This is a genomic window from Pseudomonas nitroreducens TX1 (genome assembly GCF_000313755.1).
In the GTDB taxonomy this organism is placed as follows: Bacteria; Pseudomonadota; Gammaproteobacteria; order Pseudomonadales; family Pseudomonadaceae; genus Pseudomonas; species Pseudomonas nitroreducens_A.
The window spans coordinates 42,818-61,030 of record NZ_AMZB01000105.1; the positions used below are offsets into that span (position 1 = coordinate 42,818).

Annotated in this window: 17 protein-coding genes; 7 read left to right on the forward strand and 10 right to left on the reverse strand. The window is 65.7% G+C overall.

Features of this window, described 5'->3' with window-relative positions:
* Positions 1-107: 107 nt before the first annotated feature.
* Complete coding sequence (locus C167_RS0111945; protein WP_017518514.1) at positions 108-323, forward strand: DUF3079 domain-containing protein; 216 nt, start codon at positions 108-110, stop codon at positions 321-323.
* Positions 324-399: 76 nt separating this feature from the next.
* Here the strand turns inward: C167_RS0111945 and C167_RS32475 are convergent, their stop codons facing one another.
* The 3 genes from C167_RS32475 to C167_RS0111960 all read right to left on the reverse strand — a co-directional run bounded on the left by C167_RS32475 (position 400) and on the right by C167_RS0111960 (position 4,810).
* Entirely contained in the window at positions 400-969 is a 570-nt protein-coding gene (locus C167_RS32475; RefSeq protein WP_017518515.1) for a hypothetical protein, read from the reverse strand.
* Between the two features lie 132 nt (positions 970-1,101).
* Positions 1,102-2,148 carry a class I SAM-dependent methyltransferase gene (locus C167_RS0111955; protein ID WP_017518516.1) on the reverse strand — a complete coding sequence of 349 codons (1,047 nt, stop codon included), beginning with the start codon at positions 2,146-2,148 and terminating at the stop codon, positions 1,102-1,104.
* Between the two features lie 202 nt (positions 2,149-2,350).
* A complete protein-coding gene (locus C167_RS0111960) occupies positions 2,351-4,810 on the reverse strand; it encodes a DUF3772 domain-containing protein (protein WP_017518517.1) in 2,460 nt (819 codons plus the stop codon).
* A gap of 250 nt (positions 4,811-5,060) precedes the next feature.
* Here C167_RS0111960 and C167_RS0111965 point away from each other — a divergent pair, with 250 nt between their 5' ends.
* The 4 genes from C167_RS0111965 to C167_RS35295 all read left to right on the forward strand — a co-directional run bounded on the left by C167_RS0111965 (position 5,061) and on the right by C167_RS35295 (position 8,677).
* On the forward strand, positions 5,061-6,101 hold the full coding sequence (locus C167_RS0111965; RefSeq protein WP_017518518.1) for a histone deacetylase family protein: 1,041 nt from the start codon (positions 5,061-5,063) through the stop codon (positions 6,099-6,101).
* A gap of 87 nt (positions 6,102-6,188) precedes the next feature.
* Positions 6,189-7,286, forward strand: a complete 1,098-nt coding sequence (locus C167_RS0111970) for an extracellular solute-binding protein (RefSeq protein ID WP_026078975.1) — start codon at positions 6,189-6,191, stop codon at positions 7,284-7,286.
* 143 nt (positions 7,287-7,429) lie between these two features.
* Positions 7,430-8,368, forward strand: a complete 939-nt coding sequence (locus C167_RS0111975; protein ID WP_017518520.1) for a DMT family transporter — start codon at positions 7,430-7,432, stop codon at positions 8,366-8,368.
* A gap of 174 nt (positions 8,369-8,542) precedes the next feature.
* Complete coding sequence (locus C167_RS35295) at positions 8,543-8,677, forward strand: PA1414 family protein (protein ID WP_017518521.1); 135 nt, start codon at positions 8,543-8,545, stop codon at positions 8,675-8,677.
* 58 nt (positions 8,678-8,735) lie between these two features.
* Here the strand turns inward: C167_RS35295 and C167_RS0111985 are convergent, their stop codons facing one another.
* The 6 genes from C167_RS0111985 to speB all read right to left on the reverse strand — a co-directional run bounded on the left by C167_RS0111985 (position 8,736) and on the right by speB (position 15,937).
* The gene (locus tag C167_RS0111985) at positions 8,736-9,461 is read right to left on the reverse strand and encodes an MBL fold metallo-hydrolase (RefSeq protein WP_017518522.1); all 726 of its coding nucleotides are present in this window, start codon (positions 9,459-9,461) and stop codon (positions 8,736-8,738) included.
* A 337-nt stretch (positions 9,462-9,798) separates the two neighbouring features.
* Positions 9,799-11,400, reverse strand: a complete 1,602-nt coding sequence (locus tag C167_RS0111990; RefSeq protein ID WP_017518523.1) for a 5-guanidino-2-oxopentanoate decarboxylase — start codon at positions 11,398-11,400, stop codon at positions 9,799-9,801.
* Positions 11,401-11,496: 96 nt separating this feature from the next.
* Complete coding sequence (locus tag C167_RS0111995) at positions 11,497-12,876, reverse strand: sodium:solute symporter (protein ID WP_017518524.1); 1,380 nt, start codon at positions 12,874-12,876, stop codon at positions 11,497-11,499.
* 134 nt (positions 12,877-13,010) lie between these two features.
* Positions 13,011-14,525 (reverse strand): purine-cytosine permease family protein, encoded by a 1,515-nt coding sequence (locus C167_RS0112000; protein ID WP_017518525.1) that lies wholly within the window; start codon positions 14,523-14,525, stop codon positions 13,011-13,013.
* A gap of 25 nt (positions 14,526-14,550) precedes the next feature.
* On the reverse strand, positions 14,551-14,961 hold the full coding sequence (locus C167_RS0112005) for a YybH family protein (protein WP_017518526.1): 411 nt from the start codon (positions 14,959-14,961) through the stop codon (positions 14,551-14,553).
* Positions 14,962-14,977: 16 nt separating this feature from the next.
* Positions 14,978-15,937 (reverse strand): agmatinase, encoded by a 960-nt coding sequence (gene speB / locus C167_RS0112010; protein WP_015476374.1) that lies wholly within the window; start codon positions 15,935-15,937, stop codon positions 14,978-14,980.
* Positions 15,938-16,224: 287 nt separating this feature from the next.
* Here speB and C167_RS0112015 point away from each other — a divergent pair, with 287 nt between their 5' ends.
* Both C167_RS0112015 and C167_RS0112020 read left to right on the forward strand, forming a co-directional pair.
* Positions 16,225-17,121: a LysR family transcriptional regulator gene (locus C167_RS0112015; protein ID WP_017518527.1), complete on the forward strand. Its 897-nt coding sequence runs from the start codon at positions 16,225-16,227 to the stop codon at positions 17,119-17,121.
* Complete coding sequence (locus C167_RS0112020) at positions 17,118-17,711, forward strand: tRNA-uridine aminocarboxypropyltransferase (RefSeq protein ID WP_017518528.1); 594 nt, start codon at positions 17,118-17,120, stop codon at positions 17,709-17,711. The genes C167_RS0112015 and C167_RS0112020 overlap by 4 nt, the downstream gene beginning before the upstream one ends.
* Before the next feature lie 64 nt (positions 17,712-17,775).
* Here the strand turns inward: C167_RS0112020 and C167_RS0112025 are convergent, their stop codons facing one another.
* On the reverse strand, positions 17,776-18,099 hold the full coding sequence (locus C167_RS0112025; RefSeq protein WP_017518529.1) for a hypothetical protein: 324 nt from the start codon (positions 18,097-18,099) through the stop codon (positions 17,776-17,778).
* Between the last annotated feature and the right edge of the window lie 114 nt (positions 18,100-18,213).

Below are 18,213 nucleotides of genomic sequence, written 5' to 3' on the forward strand. Positions count from 1 at the left end.
ACGCCGCGCGTGAAATTTTCCTCGGGCTTGTCGTGGATCAAGGAGCCCTTGGATGTCCTGGGCATAGCCTTGAGGAATCCCACAAGGAAACCTCCGAGGGCCTGACCATGGCCAAGAAATTCCCGCTCAACCCGCCGCACCCCGAGCGCATCTGCTGGGGCTGCGACCGTTATTGCCCGGCCACCAACCTGGCCTGTGGCAACGGTGCGGACCGCACCATGCACCCGGCCGAGATGCTCGGCGATGACTGGTATCAGTTCGGTGACTGGGGTATCGAGGCGCCGAAAACGATTGCTGCCGTACAACTGGAGCCTTCCAGCTAGCGCAACCCGCGCCGTTGCGGCGCCGGCTAGAACAAAATGCGCGCACTCCCTCCCCGGAATGCGCGCATTTTCGTCATCAGCCCTTGGCGGGGGTGATGCCGTAGATCTTCTGGAAGCGGGCGATCAGGCCGACCGGCTTCTTCTCTTCCTTCTGCATCAGGTACACCACGCGCTCGCCGTTGGGGCCGCTGGCGATTTCGGTGTGGCGGAAGATCGGTTCGCCCAGGCCGTTCATGTCGACCATGTCGCCATAGCGCTGGGCGACGTAGATCACGCCTTCCTGGCGAATTTCGCCGTAGAAGCCGGCGGCCGGCGGCAGGCTCTGCTTGAGGAACTGGTAGCCGGCGATCTTCTTCACGTCCTTGCCCTGATCCTCGGCGCGAACCACCAGCACGATGTCCTGGCCGAACTTGTCCTTCTCGCCGACGGCCTTGGTGTGCTCGGTCTTGCCGGTCACCAGATAGTCGCGATAGACGGTGGCGTCGTCGAATACATAAAGGGTCGACTCGGTGCGCACCAGGTACCAGTCGTCGTTGTTGGGTGTGGCTTCCTTGCTGGCGACCTGCTGTTGGCCGGCGCAGCCGGCGAGGGCGGCGACGAGCAGGGCGAGGGATGCAGTTTTGTGGGCAGTCTTCTTATTGAACATCTCGGGGGCTTCCCTGGGTTGAAAGCCTGCGAGTTTCAACGGGCCACATAACCGATTGATGACGGCAAGATGACGAATTGTTTCCGTGCTACAGCGCCCGAATGCCGGGCGCTGTAGCCGGTCGCGGAAGCGTTACGGGCGGGCCTCGAGGATCAGGTTGAATGGCGTTTCCGCTGCACGGCGGAAGCGGCTGAAGCCCGCTTCCTCGAACACCGTGCGCAGGCGCGCTTCACCGGCCTGGGCGCCCAGCCCCAGCCCGACTTCCTGGGACAGCGAGTTTGGCGTGCAGATGAAGGTGGACGCGGCGTAGAACAGCCGGCCCACCGGGTTCTGGTTGTCGTCCAGCTGGTCATTGGCGAAGGGCTCAACCAGCAGTACCGTGCCGTCCGGCTTGAGTGCCTGGCGTGCGTGCTGCGCAGCGCCCACCGGGTCGCCCATGTCGTGCAGGCAATCGAAGAAGCAGATCAGGTCGTAGTCGTTGCCGGGGTAGTCCTTGGCGCTGGCGCGCTGGAAGCTGGCGCGCTCGGAGACTTCGGCCTGGCCGGCGCGCTGGTTGGCGACGTCGATGGACGGCTGGTGGTAGTCGAAGCCGACGAAGCTCGAACTCGGGAAAGACTGCGCCATGACGATGGTGGAGGCGCCATGGCCGCAACCCACGTCGGCGACCCGTGCGCCACGTTCGAGCTTGCCGACCACGTCCTCCAGTGCCGGCAGCCACTCGGCGACCAGGTGCGCGCGGTAGCCGGGGCGGAAGAACTTCTCGGTGCCGGAGAACATACAGGGGTGGTGGTCGCCCCAGGCCAGGCCGCCGTCTCCGCGCATGGCGGCGACCAGCTTGTCCTTGTCGTGGTAGAGCGCGGCGACCACGGAAGCGCCGCCGGCGACGTAGACCGGCGAGTCCTCGATGGCCAGGGCCATGGCCTGTTCCTCGGGCAGGCGGAAGTTGCCGTCCTGGTGCTCCATATAGCCGGAAGCGGCATGGGCGCTGAGCCATTCACGCAGCAGCCGGGCATTGCAGCCGCTGCGCTCGGCCAGTTGCGCCGGGCTGAGCCAGTGGCCGTCGGCCATGGCCTTGTAGAGGCCGAGTTCCTCGCCCAGGATGATGTTGGCGAGCATCGCCGCGCCACCCATGTCGGTGACCAGTTTGCCCATGAACTCGTTGAGTCTGGCTTCGTCCATCGCGTGTTCTCCCCTGCGAGCCCCAGGCAGCAGCCCGGCGGCACGCCGTGGGTTTGGGGGGCGGCGAGGACGAGAGCGGCCCAGGCCGCGACGGAGCGCCGGCCAACGGCGGGCACGGGCGCTGAGGGCGCAACGGCGGCTCCCATACGGGGCTGTTGCGCGAAGGCCGGCAAGGCGGCCCTGCCGGCGTCACCCTTCCATCTTACGGCTGCGAGGTCGGCCCGGCGGCGTCGCCGACCTGCGGTGCAGCCGCCTCGTCGTCGCGCTGGGCGCGCAAGACCTGCGGTCGCTGCAAGATCAGATTCTGTGGCGTGCTCAAGCTGATGCCCGCCTCGCGCAGGCCGCTGAAGATGGTGAACAGCAAGTCGCTCTTGGTCGAGTACACCGCGCGCGGGCTGCTGACGTTGCCCGAGGCGGCGAGCGTCAGCCCGGTGGCGCTCAGGTCCTTGAAGGTCACCGAAGGCGCCGGGGTCTCGACGATATTCTCGTGCTCGCCATAGGCCTTGAGCATCAGCTCGCGGACCTTCTGCACGTCAGTGTCCAGCGGCAGGGTGAGGTTGATGCCGACCACGCCCAGCGCACTGCCCATGGTCACGTTGCGCACGTTCTGCGAAATGAACTGGGAGTTGGGCACTATCACCGTGGACTGGTCGGACATCTGGATTTCCGTGGCGCGCACATTTATTCGCCGGATATCGCCCTCCACCCCGCCGGTCAGGCTGACCCAGTCGCCCACCTTCACCGGGCGCTCGGTGAGCAGGATCAGGCCGGAGATGAAGTTCTGCACGATGGCCTGCAGGCCGAAACCGATGCCCACCGACAGGGCGCTGACCACCCAGGTCAGGCTGGTGAGGTTGATGCGCAGCGCCGAGAGCACCAGCAGCACCAGGATGACCATGCCGATGTAGCCCACCAGGGTGACCAGCGAGGCGCGCATGCCAGTGTCCATGCGGGTTTCCGGCAACAGCTCGTCGGCCAGCCAGCGCTTGAGCAGGCGCAGGCCAAAGAGCCCGGCGGCCAGCGTGCCGAGGGCCAGCAGGATGTCCTGCGGGACGATGTTCAGACGCCCCAGCGACTGGCCGCTTTCCACCAGTTGCACCAGACCCTGGAGCAGTTCGCCGGGGCTGGTGCCGGAAGTGGAGAAGGCGATCAGCAGCGTGGACAGCACCAGCAGCGTGCGCCCGGCGCCGGTCAGCAGGGTGGCGAACTGCGCCTGGTGGCGCGGGTCGACGCCGAGGTTTTCCGCCAGGCGTTCACCGATGGGTTGGCGGGGCGACAACAGTACCTCGCAGAGGTCGACGAACAGGGTCGTCAGCAGGTAGCCGGTGGCGCAGACCACGCTGGCCCAGAGCAGCTTGCCGGCGAGGAAGTAGGCCAGTGACAGGTAGCCGGTGACCAGTGCCAGGACGATCAGCAGCACGGTAATCAGCATTGCCAGCACCAAAATGCCGGCCAGCGCAGAGGTTTCGTGTCCCTCGGCTTCGCGACGCGCGCGGCGGTAGCGGTACAGGGCGATGCCGTACAACAGGGCGGTGGCCAGGGCGGTGAGGCCGTTGACTGCCACGGTCAAGGCGAGGCTGGCGCCGCTGGCGCTGTTGACGCGATCCAGGGTGCCCAGCACCAGCAGCAGCCAGGCCATCAGCCAGGGGAAGGGGGAGAGGGCGCTCGCCACCGGATCGGGCAGGTCGGGCAGACGCCAGGATGGCCGCTGCACAGCCAGCAATGCGCGGCCGAGGCCGGCGGTGAAGGTGCAGAAGATCACCAGCGAGAGCAGTTGGCCGCCCAGGTTGGCCATGTTGCCGCTGAGCTGGTCATGCCAGTTCATGCCCTCATGGATCAGCGTGGCGCCACCACCCAGCGTAAGGATGGTGGCCAGGCCGACCGCCACCGCCAGGGCGCTGCGGCGCAGTCGGCCGACTGGAATCCAGCGGATCATCGCCTTGGTCAGCAATTGTTCGAGCAGACGCCGGCCGGGAATCCACAGCAGCGCGGCGACGACCAGGCTGGCGATGAAGGGCGAACGGTGCTGGGGCTGCCAGGTGGTGGCGAAGGCTTCGCCGAGCTGCGTACGCATGGATTGCAGGCGCGTCAGGTCATCGTCGGTGGGGCGGATGAGCGTCGACCAGAAGCGCGGACTCAGCGGCGGCGGATAGCGTGTGGCGATCTGCGAGTTGAATTGGCTACGGCGCAGGTTGACGATCTGCGCGGCGAGGTCCTGGGCGTTCTTGTCCAGCTGGTTGGCGCGCTCCAACTGCTTCTGCAGATCCTTCTGGGCATCGGTCAGGTCGTTGCGCTGCCGGGTAAGAGTCTCGGCCTCGTTGGGCGTGACCGGGCCGAGCACCTTGAGCTGGTCCTCGGTGCGCGACAGCGCCGTGCCGATGTCGCTGGCATTCTGTTCCGCACGGGCCTGCACGGCCAGCGCGGACTGCCGCAGGTTCGACAGCAGCCCGTCGTCGCTGTCGGCGGAGACGCGCTGGCGGATCAGTTCGAGGCGCGCGCTCAGTTGCTCGACGCCTGCGTCCTCCGGCAGGTCCGGCAACTGGATGGAATCGCCGGCCTGGACGTCGGTCGGCTCGTCCGCCAGCACGGCGGCGCTGCCGGCCAGCGATAAGGTGAGCATCAGCAGTGCACGGCTGCAGGCGCGTACGAAGGTTTCCCGCATGTTCCCCCATCCTGTGGTCAAAACGCTTGATGATGTTCGACCGGCCCTGGGTCCGGACAATTCCCTGAGCATAGCGCCGCTGCGGTTGTTCTTTGCCGTTGGAATCAGCGGTGTTCAGGAATGCAGATGGTTAAAGGTCATAAATTCTGGCCATATCGATCCCCTTTTGGCCGCTTCCGCTGTTCTGTGCGGCGCGGTCGCTGGGCAGAATCCGTCACCGGACAACAAGAATCCTTCAGAGGGTACTCCCATGCTTACCGTGTACAGCGATGATCACCGCCTGCATTTCGGCCAGTCCGAACTGGTCGACGGCAAACTCCAGCCCTGCTTCGAGATGCCCAGCCGCGCGGACACCGTGCTGGCCCGCGTGAAGTCGCAGAACCTGGGCGAGATCATCGCCCCCCAGGACTTCGGCCTCGACCCGATCCTGCGCGCGCACAACAGTCGCTATGTCGAATTCCTCAAGGGGGCCTGGGCCCGCTGGGCGGCCGAAGGCCATACCGGCGACCTGGTCTCCACGACCTTCCCGGGCCGCCGCCTGCGCCGTGACGGTCCGATCCCGACCGCGCTGATGGGCGAGCTGGGCCACTACAGCTTCGATACCGAGGCGCCGATCACCGCCGGCACCTGGCAGGCCGTGTACAGCTCGGCGCAGGTCGCGCTGACCGCCCAGGATCACATGCGCCAGGGCGCCAACATGGCCTTCGGCCTGTGCCGTCCGCCGGGCCACCACGCCGGCAGCGACTTCATGGGCGGCTACTGCTTCCTGAACAACGCCGCCATCGTCAGCCAGGCGTTCCTTGACCAGGGCGCCAGGCGCGTGGCCATCCTCGACGTGGACTACCACCACGGCAATGGTACCCAGGACATCTTCTACCGCCGCAACGACGTGCTGTTCGCCTCGATCCACGGTGACCCGCTGGTGGAATATCCGTACTTCCTCGGCCACGCCGACGAGCACGGCGAAGGCGCCGGCGAAGGCTACAACCACAACTACCCGCTGGCCCACGGCACCGGCTGGGATGGCTGGTCCGCCGCGCTGGAAGACGCCTGCCGGAAGATTTCCGCCTACGCGCCGGACGCGGTGGTTGTCTCCCTGGGCGTGGATACGTATAAGGACGACCCGATTTCGCAGTTCAAGCTGGACAGCCCGGACTACCTGAAGATGGGCGCGCGCATCGCCGCCATGGGCATTCCGACCCTGTTCATCATGGAGGGCGGTTACGCGGTGGAGGCCATCGGCGTCAACGCGGTGAACGTGCTGCAGGGCTACGAAGGCGCTGCACGCTGATAGGACGGATCGGGCGGATGGGAATCCGCCCGTTTGCTGTTCATTGCTCGCAACCTTTTGCGCGAGCGCATCCAACTGGGGAAGGACATGAACAAGAAAACCGCGCTGCGCGGCCTGCTCGCCGCCGCCACCCTCGTCACGGCCAGCGTTGCCAGCGCCGAGCCGCAAGTGCGCATCTACAACTGGTTCGACTACATCGGCCCGGACACCCTCAAGGGCTTCCAGGGCGAGACCGGCATCAAGCCGCAATATGACGTCTACGACAGCAACGAAGTGCTGGAAGCCAAACTGCTTTCCGGGCACTCGGGCTATGACGTGGTCGTGCCCAGCGACAGCTTCCTCCCCAACTACCTCAAGGCCGGGGTATTCCAGCCGCTGGACAAGAGCAAGCTGCCGAACTGGAAGAACCTCAACCCGGCGCTGCTCAAGGTGCTGGAGAGCAAGGACCCCGGCAACCAGTACGTGATGCCTTACATGTGGGGCACCAACGGCATCGCCTACAACGTCGACAAGGTCAAGGCCGTACTGGGCGACAACGCGCCGCTGGACTCCTGGGACCTGGTGTTCAAGCCGGAGAACCTCGCCAAGCTCAAATCCTGTGGCGTGGCCTTCCTCGACTCGCCCACCGAGGTGATCCCGCAGGTTCTGCATTACCTGGGCCTGTCGCCCAACAGCCACAACCCGGACGACTACAAGAAGGCCGAGCAACTGCTGGCCAAGCTGCGCCCGAACATCACCTACTTCAGCTCCTCGAAGTTCGTCACCGACCTCGCCAATGGCGATGTCTGCGTGGCCCTGGCCTGGTCCGGCGGCGCGATGCAGGCGGCCAATCGCGCCAAGGAAGCGGGCAACGGCATCCACATCCAATACCGCATTCCCAAGGAAGGTGCCGCCGCCTGGTTCGACGTGCTGGCGATTCCGAAGGACGCGAAGAACGTCGAGCAGGCCCACGCCTTCCTCAACTACCTGCTGCGCCCGGAAGTGGTCGCGCCGATCTCCGACTACGTCGCCTACGCCAACCCCAACCAGGCGGCGGACGGGCTGATCTCCAGGGAGCTGCACGACAACCCCAACGTCTACCCGCCGGCCGAGGTGCAGGCCAAGCTGTTCTCGGTGGAAATGCTACCGCCGAAACTGGAGCGCATCCGTACTCGCACCTGGACCCAGGTGAAGTCCGGGAAATAATGTCGCTGGCGGCTGGCTGAATAGCGGATTTCCGTTGGCGGCCGGCGGGCGCGAACTGGCATGATCGGCGGACTTTCTTCGAGGAAGTCCGCCGATTGTCCTTGCGGCTTTCCGATTCCTGCCAATTGCTGCCGAGCCTTGCCATGAACTCCCACAGCAACATCGTCGAGCGCAAGGGCGCCGACGCTTTCGCCATCCAGGTCATGACCGGTCTGTGTGTCATCTGGGGTGTCCAGCAAGTGGTGGTGAAGCTGGCCGCGCCGGACATCGCGCCGATCATGCAGGCCTTCGGTCGCAACCTGGTGGCCGCCGTGGTGGTGGGGCTGCTGATGTGCTGGCGCGGCGGCTGGGAAGGTTTCCTGCGCCAGGGCACGCTCAAGGGCGGGCTGCTGGCGGGCGTGTTGTTCGCCGCCGAGTTCTTCTTCATCGCCCAGGGGCTGGTCTATACGTCGGCCTCGCACATGGCGGTGTTCATCTATACGGCGCCGATCTTCTCGGCGCTGGCGCTGCACTTCCTGCTGCCCAGTGAGCGCTTGCGGCCGTTGCAATGGCTGGGGATCGGCGTGTGCTTTGCGGGAATCGCGATGTGCTTCGGCGGCGGCTTCGACATCGCCAACATGGACAGCCACACGCTGCTGGGCGACGCGTTCGGCGTGCTGGCGGGGTTCTCCTGGGGGATGACCACGGTGGCGGTGCGCACCACTCGGCTGTCCGAGGCGAAACCGATCCTGACCCTGTTCTATCAATTGCTGATCGCCGCGCTGTTGTTGCCCTTCGCCGCCCTGGCGCTGGGCAAGACCCAGGACGTGAGCTTCACCGCCATCGGCGTGGGCAGCGTGCTGTTCCAGGGGCTGGTGGTGTCGTTCTTCAGCTACTTCACCTGGTTCTGGCTGCTGCGCCGCTACCTGGCATCGAACCTCGCGGTGTTTTCCTTCATGACGCCGATGTTCGGCATCGCCTTCGGCGTGCTGATCCTCGACGAGCCGCTGACCCTGAATTTCGTTGCGGGCGCCGTGCTGGTGCTGGCCGGCATCACCCTGGTGAGCAGCGAGCAATGGATTCGCCGGATGCTTCGCCGCTGATATGGGAAATGTCGCGCTCTTGATTCAGGTCAGGCGTCGCGGCGAGGTTAGGCGATAGTCTTTGTTTCAAGGAGTGAGTGGCACGGGCGGAGAGTGGGACGCCGGGCTATTCTTCCTAGGGTGGCCCATGGTGGTAACGGGCCGCCCGACCTGAATTCGAACGAGGAGGTATCCATGAAAGTCTGGCTGCAAAGCATTGCGTGGAAACTCGGTGTCGCGCTCGGCCTGATCGAGCCTCCACGTCTGCAACCCATCCCCATCCGCAGCGACGAGCAAGGTCGCCTGATGGAGCAGCGCCGGCGCTACTGATAACGCCCGCGTCACGACAAAAGGAAAACCCGCCAGCTGGCGGGTTTTTTCATGCCTGTTATTCGTGGACCTTGAACCAGTCGTCGATCATCGCTTTCAGCCGTTCCCCGGAGAAGCTATCGAAGTGCCCGCCGTGCACGGTGCGCACCGGCAGCTCACGCAAGCGCGCAAGGCTCGCGGCGTAGTCATCGAGGTTGGAGTGGTAGGCGTCCTCGATGAGCGGGCCGTCGTAGATGATGTCGCCGGAGAAGAGCGTCCGTGTCTTCTCTTCCCACAGGCTGATGCCGCCGGGCGAATGGCCGGGGGTGTGCAATACCTGCAGGGTGCGGTCGCCGAGGTCGAGCACGTCACCTTCGTCGATGGTGCGGGTTGCTGGCGCGGCCTTGACGCGGTATTCGGCGTAGCAAAGCGGGCAGTCAGGATGCGCGTCGAACATTTCGTCGTCGACGAAGGCGGTGGCGAGGGTGCGTTCGCCGTCAGGGTTGGCGAGGATGTCGGCTTCGGCCGGATGCACCAGGCGCTCGTCGAACTCATGGTGGCCGGCGATGTGGTCGAAGTGAGTGTGGCTGGCCACGGCCAGCAGCGGGCGCTCGGTGAGCCAGGGCAGTTGTTCGCGCAGGCTGACCAGCCCGGAGCCGCTGTCCACCAGCACGTCGCGGTCGCGGCCCTGGATGTGCCACAGGTTGCAGCGGTAGAAGGGGCGGACGTAGGGCTCGTGGATCAGGCTGACGCCGTCGTAGCAGTGGCGGACCTCGAACCAGCGGTCGCGGGTGACGATCTTCATTTATTCGCGCCTTGTCGTGCTGAGCGTAGGGTGTGCAACGGGTAACGGTTGTACCCCGGTACAACCTGCCATTCATTGGCGCCAGGGCCAAGCCCGGAGTACCGGAGCTCTTCGTAGGAGCGAGCTTGCTCGCGAACAATCCCGAGCTGGGCGGTTCGCGAGCAAGCTCGCTCCTACAGGCTGACGGGTTTATGGCTGTGCTGCGGGGGTTGGCTTTGCTCCCTCTCCCTGAAGGGAGAGGGGACCGTTCGGAGCGTTCGGATAACCAGGAGCCAGCCGGCGAGAGCGGGGCGCGCAGCCAGGGCGGGGGAGAGGCGCCCGGGCCGGCTCCGTTACCTCAGGGCGCGAACGGCGCCGCTTCCATCACTTCCACGATCAGCGGACGGTCGCTCGGCGCGGTGCGCAGCAGCTCCTGCAGGTGATCGTGGTCGCGGGCGCGCTCGGCGGCGCAGCCGAAGCCGCGGGCGATGGCGAGGAAGTCCGGGGTGTAGATATCCACACCCAGCGGGGTGATGTCGCGGCGTTCCATGTAGCGCTTGATCTCGCCGTAGCCGTAGTTGTTCCACAGCAGGACGATGATGCCCACCTTGGCTTCCACGGCGCTGGCCAGTTCGGTCATGGTGAACTGCAGGCCGCCATCGCCCATCAGGCTGATCACCGGGCGGCCCGGCTCGCCGAGCTTGGCGCCAATGGCCGCCGGCAGGCCGTAGCCCAGGGTGCCGTAGCCGGTGGAGGCGTTGAACCAGCGGCGGCCGCCGTCCAGCTCTACCAGGTGGTTGCCGCTGTAGACGGTCTGGGTCGAGTCGCCGACGAAGCGGGCGTCGGGCAGCACGTCGAGGATGGTGTCGAACAGGGTGCGGTAGTGCGCCCAGCCGCTGAAGTCCTCGGCCAGTTGCGCGCGCACCTTGGCCGCGCGCTGGGCGCCGGGGCTGGCGGCGTCGGCTTCGCGGGCCGGCAGCAGTTCCAGCAGCGCGCGCATGGCGGTGCGCGCGTCGGCCTGGATGGCGATCTGTGGCGCGAAGTTGCGCATCAGCTGCTGCGGGTCGATGTCGATGCGGATCAGCTCGCCGCCGATCTTGAAGTTGCCGTCGAACACCACATCGTAGTCGGTCTCGCCCAGCTCCGTGCCGATGGCCAGCACCACGTCGGCTTCCAGCGCCAGTTCACGCACCGGGATCAGCGACTGGTTGCTGCCGACCAGCAGCGGGTGGTCAGGCTGCAGCAGGCCCTTGGCGTTGATGGTCTGCGCGGTCGGCGCGTCCAGGGCAATGGCCAGCGCGCGGGCTTCGGCCTGGGCGGCAACGCAGCCGCCACCGAGCAGCAATAATGGCTTCTGCGCCTTGGCCAGCTTCGCGGCGGCTTCGTGCAGCGGCGAGCGGGCCGGGGCAGGGCGGGCCAGCTGTACGCGCGGCAGCACCTGCAGGTGGTCGGCCGGGGCGGTGATGATGTCCAGCGGCAGCTCGATGTGCACCGGACGCGGGCGCTCGCTGTCGAACACGGCGAAGGCGCGGGCCAGCACGGCCGGCAGCTCGTCGACGCTCATCAATGTGTGGCTGAAGGCGCTGACCCCGGCGACCATGGCGCGCTGGTTGGGCAGCTCGTGCAGGTAGCCGTTGCCGTGGGCCAGGCGCGAGCGCTCGTTGACGCTGGAGATCACCAGCATGGGAATGGAGTCGGCGTAGGCCTGGCCCATGGCGGTGAGGATATTGGTCATGCCCGGGCCGGTGATGATGAAGCAGGTGCCCGGCTTGCCGGTGACGCGTGCGTAGCCGTCGGCCATGAAGCCGGCGCCCTGTTCGTGGCGCGGGGTGATGTGGCGGATGCCGCTGTGGGGCAGGCCGCGGTACAGCTCGACGGTGTGTACGCCGGGGATGCCGAATACGGTATCGACGCCCCAGGCTTCGAGTTGCTTGACGAGGAATTCGCCGCAGGTGGTCATGGCAGTTCCTTAAAAATCCACAGGTAAGTCGTGATCATCATGCAAAAGGGCGCGGAGATCAGCTCGCCGCGCCCTTTTGCCCAGCGTGGGTTCTTATCAGGCCGCTTCGGCTACCGGCGCCGGGCGGGGCGACAGCAGGCTGACGACGATGAAGCTGACCAGGCCGATGGCCAGGCTGTAATAGATCGGGGTATTGGCATCGAAGCCATCCTTGAGCATGAATGCCAGTGCGGTGATGAAGCCCAGGGCCATGCTGGTGATCGCGCCGGCGGTGGTGGCGCGCTTCCAGTAGATGGCGCCGATCAGCGGGACCAGCATGCCGCCCACCAGCAGGTTGTAGGCCAGGGTCAGGGCGCTGAGCACGTCGTTCACCACCAGGGCGATGGCCAGGACCACGACACCGGTGATCAGGGTGCAGATGCGGTTCAGGCTCAGGCGGGTGGAGCGCTGGCCGGTGACGATCGGCAGCAGGTCCTCGGTGATGGTGGTGGAGGCGGCGAGCAGGCCGGCGCTGGCGGTGGACATCATGGCGGCCAGGGCAGCAGCGATCACCAGGCCACGGATGCCATCCGGCAGGGCGGCGCTGACGATGGCGGCGAAGGCGTTGTTGACGTTGTCCAGGTCAGGCAGCAGCACCTTGGCGCACATGCCGATCAGCGCGCCGACCAGACCGTAGATCACACAATAGACGCCCGCGGCGGTGCCGGCGTACTTGGTGACCTTCTCGTCGCGGGCGGTGAACACGCGCTGCCAGATGTCCTGGCCGATCAGGATGCCGAAGAAGTAGATCAGGAAGTAGGTGATGATGGTGTCGTAACCGATGGTGTGGAAGCTGAAGGCGGTCGCCGGCAGCTTGGCCACCAGTTCATCCCAGCCACCCACGCGGTACAGGCAGATCGGCAGCAGGATGAACATCAGGCCGACGGTCTTGATGATGAACTGCACGATGTCGGTCAGGGTCAGCGACCACATGCCACCGATGGTGGAGTAGACCACCACGACGCCACCGCCCAGCAGCACGGACACCCAGAACGGCAGGTCGAACAGGACCTGCATCACGGTGCCGATGGCCAGGGTGGAGACCACGCCGATCATCAGCGCATAGGCGAACATGATCACCGCGGAAGCCTGGCGGGCCATGGGGTTGTAGCGGCGCTCCAGGACCTGGGTGACGGTGAAGATGCGCAGCTTGAGCAGCGGCTTGGCCAGGAACAGGTTCAGCGCGATGATGCCGGCGCCCAGCGCGGCGCACAGCCAGAAGCCGGAGATGCCATGGACGTAGCCCAGGCGCACGGTGCCCACGGTGGAAGCGCCGCCCAGCACGGTGGCGGCCATGGTGCCCATGTAGAACGACGGGCCGAGATTGCGGCCGGCGACGAGGTAGTCTTCATGGGTCTTGGCGCGGCGCATGCCGTACCAGCCCAGCCACAACATGCCGGCGGCATATATCAGTACGACGATCAGATCTAACGCCATGGGTCGGTTCCTCACACTTCTTGCATTGTCATTGTTGCCGCGCGCTTGTGGCGTGCGGTAGGGCACCGGACCGGCGGCAACCGGTCCGATGGGGGCTTTGGGTTGATGCGCTTCGCCAGGCAGCGAAGCCTGGATCAGGCAGTCGGTTCGCTGATGCTGCGCACCGGGCGGTCATGGCTGGCCACCCAGCGCGGGCCCTTGGGGCCATAGACGCCGGCCGGTTCCGGGAAGGAGCGCAGCAGGGCCAGGTAGAGCAGGGCGGCCATGCCGAGGGTGACCGGCAGGCTGATGTCGATGCCGCCGGCCAGGTTCCCCAGCGGACCGACGAACTGGCCCGGCAGGTTGACGAAGCACAGGCCCAGCGCCGCACTCGGGATCCACGCACCCATGCCGCGCCAGTTCCAGCCGTTGTGGAACCAGTAGGCGCCGCCTTCCTGGCCACGGGTGAATACCTGCAGGTCGTCGGCGTGGTAGAAGCCGCGACGGATGATCAGGCCGAGGATCATGATCACCATCCAGGGGCTGGTGCAGGTGATGATCAGCACGGCGAAGGTGGACACGCTCTGCACCAGGTTCGCGGCGAAGCGGCCGATGAAGATGAAGGCGATGGACAGCAGGCCGATCAACAGGGTGGCCTGCACGCGGTTGAGCAGGCGCGGGAACACGCTGGACATGTCCAGGCCGGTGCCGTACAGCGAAGTGGTGCCGGTGGACATGCCGCCGATCACCGCGATCAGGCACACCGGCAGGAAGAACCAGCTCGGCGATACCGCCAGCAGGCCGCCGACGTAGTTGTTCTGCGCGATGTAATCCGGCGCGTTGACCGCGACGATGGTGGCGGTGGCCAGGCCGAACAGGAACGGGATCAGGGTCGCCAGTTGGGCGAGGATCACCGCCAGCATGATGCGCTTCTGTGAGGTTTCGCGCGGGATGTAGCGCGCCCAGTCACCGAGGAAGGCGCCGAACGACACCGGGTTGCTCATGGCCAGCAGGGCGGCGCCGATGAAGGCGGCCCAGAAACCTTCGCTGCCCATCTGCACGGTGCCGGCGTAGCTGGCATCGAACGGGCCCGAGAAGGCGAACAGGCCGAGCAGGAACAGCAGGCTCGCTGCCCACACGGCGATCTTGTTGACCATCAGCATGAAGCGGAAGCCGTAGATGCAGACGATCAGCACCAGCACGGCGAACAGGCCATAGGCCAGGCCCAGGGTCAGGTCGGTTTCCGGCAGGTCGAACAGGCGCTTGGCGCCACCGATCAGCGCATCGCCCGAGCTCCACACGGAGAGGGAGAAGAAGGCGACGGCAGTGAGCAGCGACAGGAACGAGCCGACGATCCGCCCGTGCACGCCGAAGTGGGCGCCCGAGGAGACCGCGTTGTTGGTGCCGTTGAGCGGGCCGAACAGGCCCATCGGTGCGAGGATGATCGAGCCGACCAGTACGCCGAGCACGATGGCCCAGACGCCGGCCTGGAACGACAGCCCGAACAGCACCGGGAAGCTGCCGAGCACGGCGGTGGCGAAGGTGTTGGCGCCGCCGAAGATCATGCGGAACAGGTCGGTGGGCGTGGCGTTGCGTTCGTTGTCCGGGATCTGTTCGACCCCAAATGTCTCGATGGTGGTGATTGCGTGTGCGTTGTTCTTGTTATCCATGACTTCCTCCCGGGGAGCCCTGTCTTTATGGCGTCGGCGACGGTGACAGGTGCTCGTGTGTGGCCAGCCAGCGGCCCAGTTTCGGATCACGGCGGAAGACGATGGTCTCCCGTTCGTGGTTCAGGCTTTCCTCTCCCTGGATGCGCAGCCGCGTGGCGACGTCATGGCAGAACACGGCCACGTCCTCGCTTTGCAGGCTCACAAAGGTGTTGCTCGAAAGGCAGTCAAGGACCTCGAAGCCATCGTCACGCAGCCAGCCTTCCCACACCTCGCGGTACGCCGCGCGCGAGAGCAGCGGCACTGGCCAGGTGTGAAAGATGAAGCTGGCGTCTTCGCTGAAGGCGGCGAAGTAGGCTTCGGTGTCGGTGCGCGCGAAGGCTGCCACGAGATCGCGGGCAGCCTCCAGCACCTGTGCTACGCAGGCGTCGTTATTCATGCAGGTGCTCGTGCGCTCAGCGGCGCTCTACGCCCGGGAGGATGCAGAGCATTTCGTACAGCAGGTTGGCGCCGAGCAACGAGGTGTTGCCGGTGGTGTCGTAGGGCGGGGAGACTTCGACCAGATCGCAGCCGATGATGTCCAGGCCCTGGCAGCCGCGGACAATCTCGATCGCCTGGATGGTGGTCAGGCCGCCGATTTCCGGGGTGCCGGTGCCGGGCGCCCAGGCCGGGTCGATGCCGTCGATGTCGAAGGACAGGTAGACCGGGCCGCCGCCGACTTTCTCGCGGACTTCGGCCATCAGCGGTTCCAGCGACTTGTGCCAGCACTCTTCGGCCTGCACCACGCGGAAGCCCTGTTTGCGGCTCCAGTTGAAATCTTCGGCGGTGTAACCCTGCGCGCGCAGGCCGATCTGAACCACGCGATCGCAGTCCAGCAGGCCTTCTTCCACGGCGCGGCGGAAGGTGGTGCCGTGGGCGATCTTCTCGCCGAACATGTGGTCGTTGACATCCGCGTGGGCGTCGATGTGAACCAGGCCGACCTTGCCGTGCTTCTTGTGGATGGCACGCAGGATCGGCAGGGTGATGGTGTGGTCGCCACCCAGGGTCAGCGGGAGGATGCCGTGGTCGAGGATCTTGTCGTAAGCCTCCTCGATGATGCGCACCGCTTCCATCAGGTTGAAGGTGTTGATCGCCACGTCACCGATGTCGGCGATGTTCAGCGAATCGAACGGCGCAGCGCCGGTGGCCATGTTGTACGGACGGATCATCACCGACTCGGCGCGGATTTCGCGCGGCCCGAAACGGGTGCCGGAGCGCAGGGAGGTGCCGATGTCCAGGGGCACGCCGACGAAGGCGGCGTCCAGCTCGTTGAGCTCTTCGGGGGACTGGATATGCGGCAGGCGCATCATGGTGGCGATGCCGCCGAAACGCGGCATTTCGTTGCCGCCCAGGGGCTGGTGAAGTTTCTTGTCCATGGGAAGGGCCTCAGGCTGATCGCTGTCTTCGTGGAAACAGGCTTGTTGAATACTGAGACCGGATTCTCATCAGGCGGGGTAGTAGAAAAAATCGCTGGCTACAAATAATCACTTCAGAGTTTTCTAAACTAATCAGGGTAGCTAGACTGCGCCACCTTGCCGCAGCGGACGGCTCGCCAGGCTTGTGGCCTGCGGGTCCTGGATAGATAGCTGGCTTTCTATCCTCCGTTTTCAGGTGCAGAAACTACTGAACTAGAGCGGCCCAGCCGCGGTTTTGCGGAGTCATCATGAGCGCGAGCGCACTGCCCGACGTCAAACTGCTGCGGATTTTCGCCTGCGTGGTGCGCAGCCAGGGGTTCGCCGCCGCGCAGCAGGAACTCAACCTGTCGACCTCGGCGATCAGCACCTACATGAGCCAGCTGGAAAACCAGCTGGGCATCGTGCTCTGCCACCGGGGCCGTGGCGGCTTCGGGCTGACCAGCAAGGGCGAGCTATTCCATCAGGAAACCCTGCGCATCCTCGGTGAACTGGAAGGCTTCGAACGCTACGCGGCGACGCTCAAGGGCGAACTGCGCGGTACCCTGAACCTCGGCGTACTGGACTCCACCGTGAGCGACCCGGCGCTGCCGCTGGCTGATGTCATCGGCTCCTTCAGCAGCCTGCACCCGGCGGTGCACCTGCACCTGCAGGTGCAGAGCCCGTATGAGTTGCAGCTGGCGGTGCTGGACAATCGCCTGGACCTGGCCATCGGCTCGTTCTTCAGCCGGATGAACGGCCTGGTCTACCAGCCTCTTTATAGAGAGCAGCACTGGCTCTACTGCAGCGACCGCCACCCGTTGTTCGATGGCCGGCGCATTCCCGCTGAGCTGATCACCCAGCAACGCATGGTCGGCCGTGGCTACTGGAGCCAGGCGGAACTGGCACGGCACGGCTTCAAGCACAGCGCCGGCACCGTGGAGAGCATGGAGGCGCAGCTGATCCTGATCCTTTCCGGCGGCTACATCGGCTACCTGCCCGAGCACTATGCGCACCCCTGGGTGGAACAGGGTCGCCTGCGCGCGTTGCTGCCGGCGACCTTCGGCTACCAGGCACCGTTCTCGCTGATTTTGCGCCGCGGCCGTTCCCGCGAGCCGTTGATCCAGAATTTCCGCGACCTGCTGCGGACGCAGCCGAACACGCCATGAGCCGGATCCGCTGCCCGCGCTGCGAACGTCCGCTGAACCACTGCCTGTGTGCGCTGATCCCGCGTCTGCACAACCGCACCCGCGTGCTCCTGCTGCAGCACCCGAGCGAGGTCGGGCATGCGCTGAACACTGCGCGTCTGGCCGTGCTTGGCCTGGCCAATGCGCAGCTGATGGTGGGCGAGGATTTCAGCGATCTGGACCTGTCCGCCTGGGACGCCTGGCTACTGTTCCCCGGCGAGTCCGCCGTGGTGTTGGCAGAGCTGGCTGCGAAGCCTGTGGATAAGCCGCGACTGCTGGTGGTGCCCGACGGCACCTGGCGCAAGGCGCGCAAGCTGCTGCACCTCAACCCCAATCTCGAGGCATTGCCGCGCGTGGTGCTGCCGGGCGGGCTGAGCTCGCGCTACCGCCTGCGCAAGGCGCCGGCCGAAGGCGCGCTGTCCACCATCGAAGCCGTCGCGCATGCCCTCGATGCGCTGGATGCGCCGCAGTCCCACGCCGACCTTTTGCGCCCGTTCGATGCGTTGATCGAAGGGCAGATCGCAGCGATGGGCGAGGAGACCTTCTTGCGCAACCACGGGCCGCGAGGGTGACGCTAACCCGCCTGCAGCCGATTGTCCGGCGGGCGCACCTACGTCGTGTTGGTCCTGTGGATATTCAGGTTTGCGGGGACACGGCGCGATAGCGCTCCACCAGCAGCGGCAGGGCCCGCTCACGCCAGAATTGGTTGCTGATCATCCCGCTGGACATGCCTCCGTGGGCGTGACGCGGCAGGTATACGTGGGTGGGATGGTCCAGCTGGACACCGGCGAGCTGCTCGAACAGCTCCGTAAGCAGTTGCACCAGCTCTGCCTCGCTGGCGGGCAAGGGGATTTCGACGAACTGCTCGGCCATTTCCCACCACAGGTAGGGATCGCCACGCAGCCCCCAATACAGGGGCTCTTCGCGGAACAGTTCGGCGACTGAGGGGACATCAAGCATGGGGCGGACTTCCTTGTGCTGCGTGCGGGGCGGCCGCGCGCTGGCGGGGAGGCAGTGTCGCCGCTCGCGAGGGTGCCTGGGAAGGTTCTCTGCGCTGATTTCTGCCCGGCGGCC

Bases quoted from the DNA above. Each gene is read 5' to 3' on its own strand.
- C167_RS0112000 (WP_017518525.1), bottom strand. From the start codon at position 14,525: ATGGATAACAAGAACAACGCACACGCAATCACCACCATCGAGACATTT.
- C167_RS0112015 (WP_017518527.1), top strand. From the start codon at position 16,225: ATGAGCGCGAGCGCACTGCCCGACGTCAAACTGCTGCGGATTTTCGCC.
- C167_RS0111955 (WP_017518516.1), bottom strand. From the start codon at position 2,148: ATGGACGAAGCCAGACTCAACGAGTTCATGGGCAAACTGGTCACCGAC.
- C167_RS35295 (WP_017518521.1), top strand. From the start codon at position 8,543: ATGAAAGTCTGGCTGCAAAGCATTGCGTGGAAACTCGGTGTCGCGCTC.
- C167_RS0111990 (WP_017518523.1), bottom strand. From the start codon at position 11,400: ATGACCACCTGCGGCGAATTCCTCGTCAAGCAACTCGAAGCCTGGGGC.
- C167_RS0111985 (WP_017518522.1), bottom strand. From the start codon at position 9,461: ATGAAGATCGTCACCCGCGACCGCTGGTTCGAGGTCCGCCACTGCTAC.
- C167_RS0111945 (WP_017518514.1), top strand. From the start codon at position 108: ATGGCCAAGAAATTCCCGCTCAACCCGCCGCACCCCGAGCGCATCTGC.
- C167_RS32475 (WP_017518515.1), bottom strand. From the start codon at position 969: ATGTTCAATAAGAAGACTGCCCACAAAACTGCATCCCTCGCCCTGCTC.
- C167_RS0111965 (WP_017518518.1), top strand. From the start codon at position 5,061: ATGCTTACCGTGTACAGCGATGATCACCGCCTGCATTTCGGCCAGTCC.
- C167_RS0112020 (WP_017518528.1), top strand. From the start codon at position 17,118: ATGAGCCGGATCCGCTGCCCGCGCTGCGAACGTCCGCTGAACCACTGC.
- C167_RS0111960 (WP_017518517.1), bottom strand. From the start codon at position 4,810: ATGCGGGAAACCTTCGTACGCGCCTGCAGCCGTGCACTGCTGATGCTC.
- speB (WP_015476374.1), bottom strand. From the start codon at position 15,937: ATGGACAAGAAACTTCACCAGCCCCTGGGCGGCAACGAAATGCCGCGT.
- C167_RS0111995 (WP_017518524.1), bottom strand. From the start codon at position 12,876: ATGGCGTTAGATCTGATCGTCGTACTGATATATGCCGCCGGCATGTTG.
- C167_RS0111970 (WP_026078975.1), top strand. From the start codon at position 6,189: ATGAACAAGAAAACCGCGCTGCGCGGCCTGCTCGCCGCCGCCACCCTC.
- C167_RS0112025 (WP_017518529.1), bottom strand. From the start codon at position 18,099: ATGCTTGATGTCCCCTCAGTCGCCGAACTGTTCCGCGAAGAGCCCCTG.
- C167_RS0111975 (WP_017518520.1), top strand. From the start codon at position 7,430: ATGAACTCCCACAGCAACATCGTCGAGCGCAAGGGCGCCGACGCTTTC.
- C167_RS0112005 (WP_017518526.1), bottom strand. From the start codon at position 14,961: ATGAATAACGACGCCTGCGTAGCACAGGTGCTGGAGGCTGCCCGCGAT.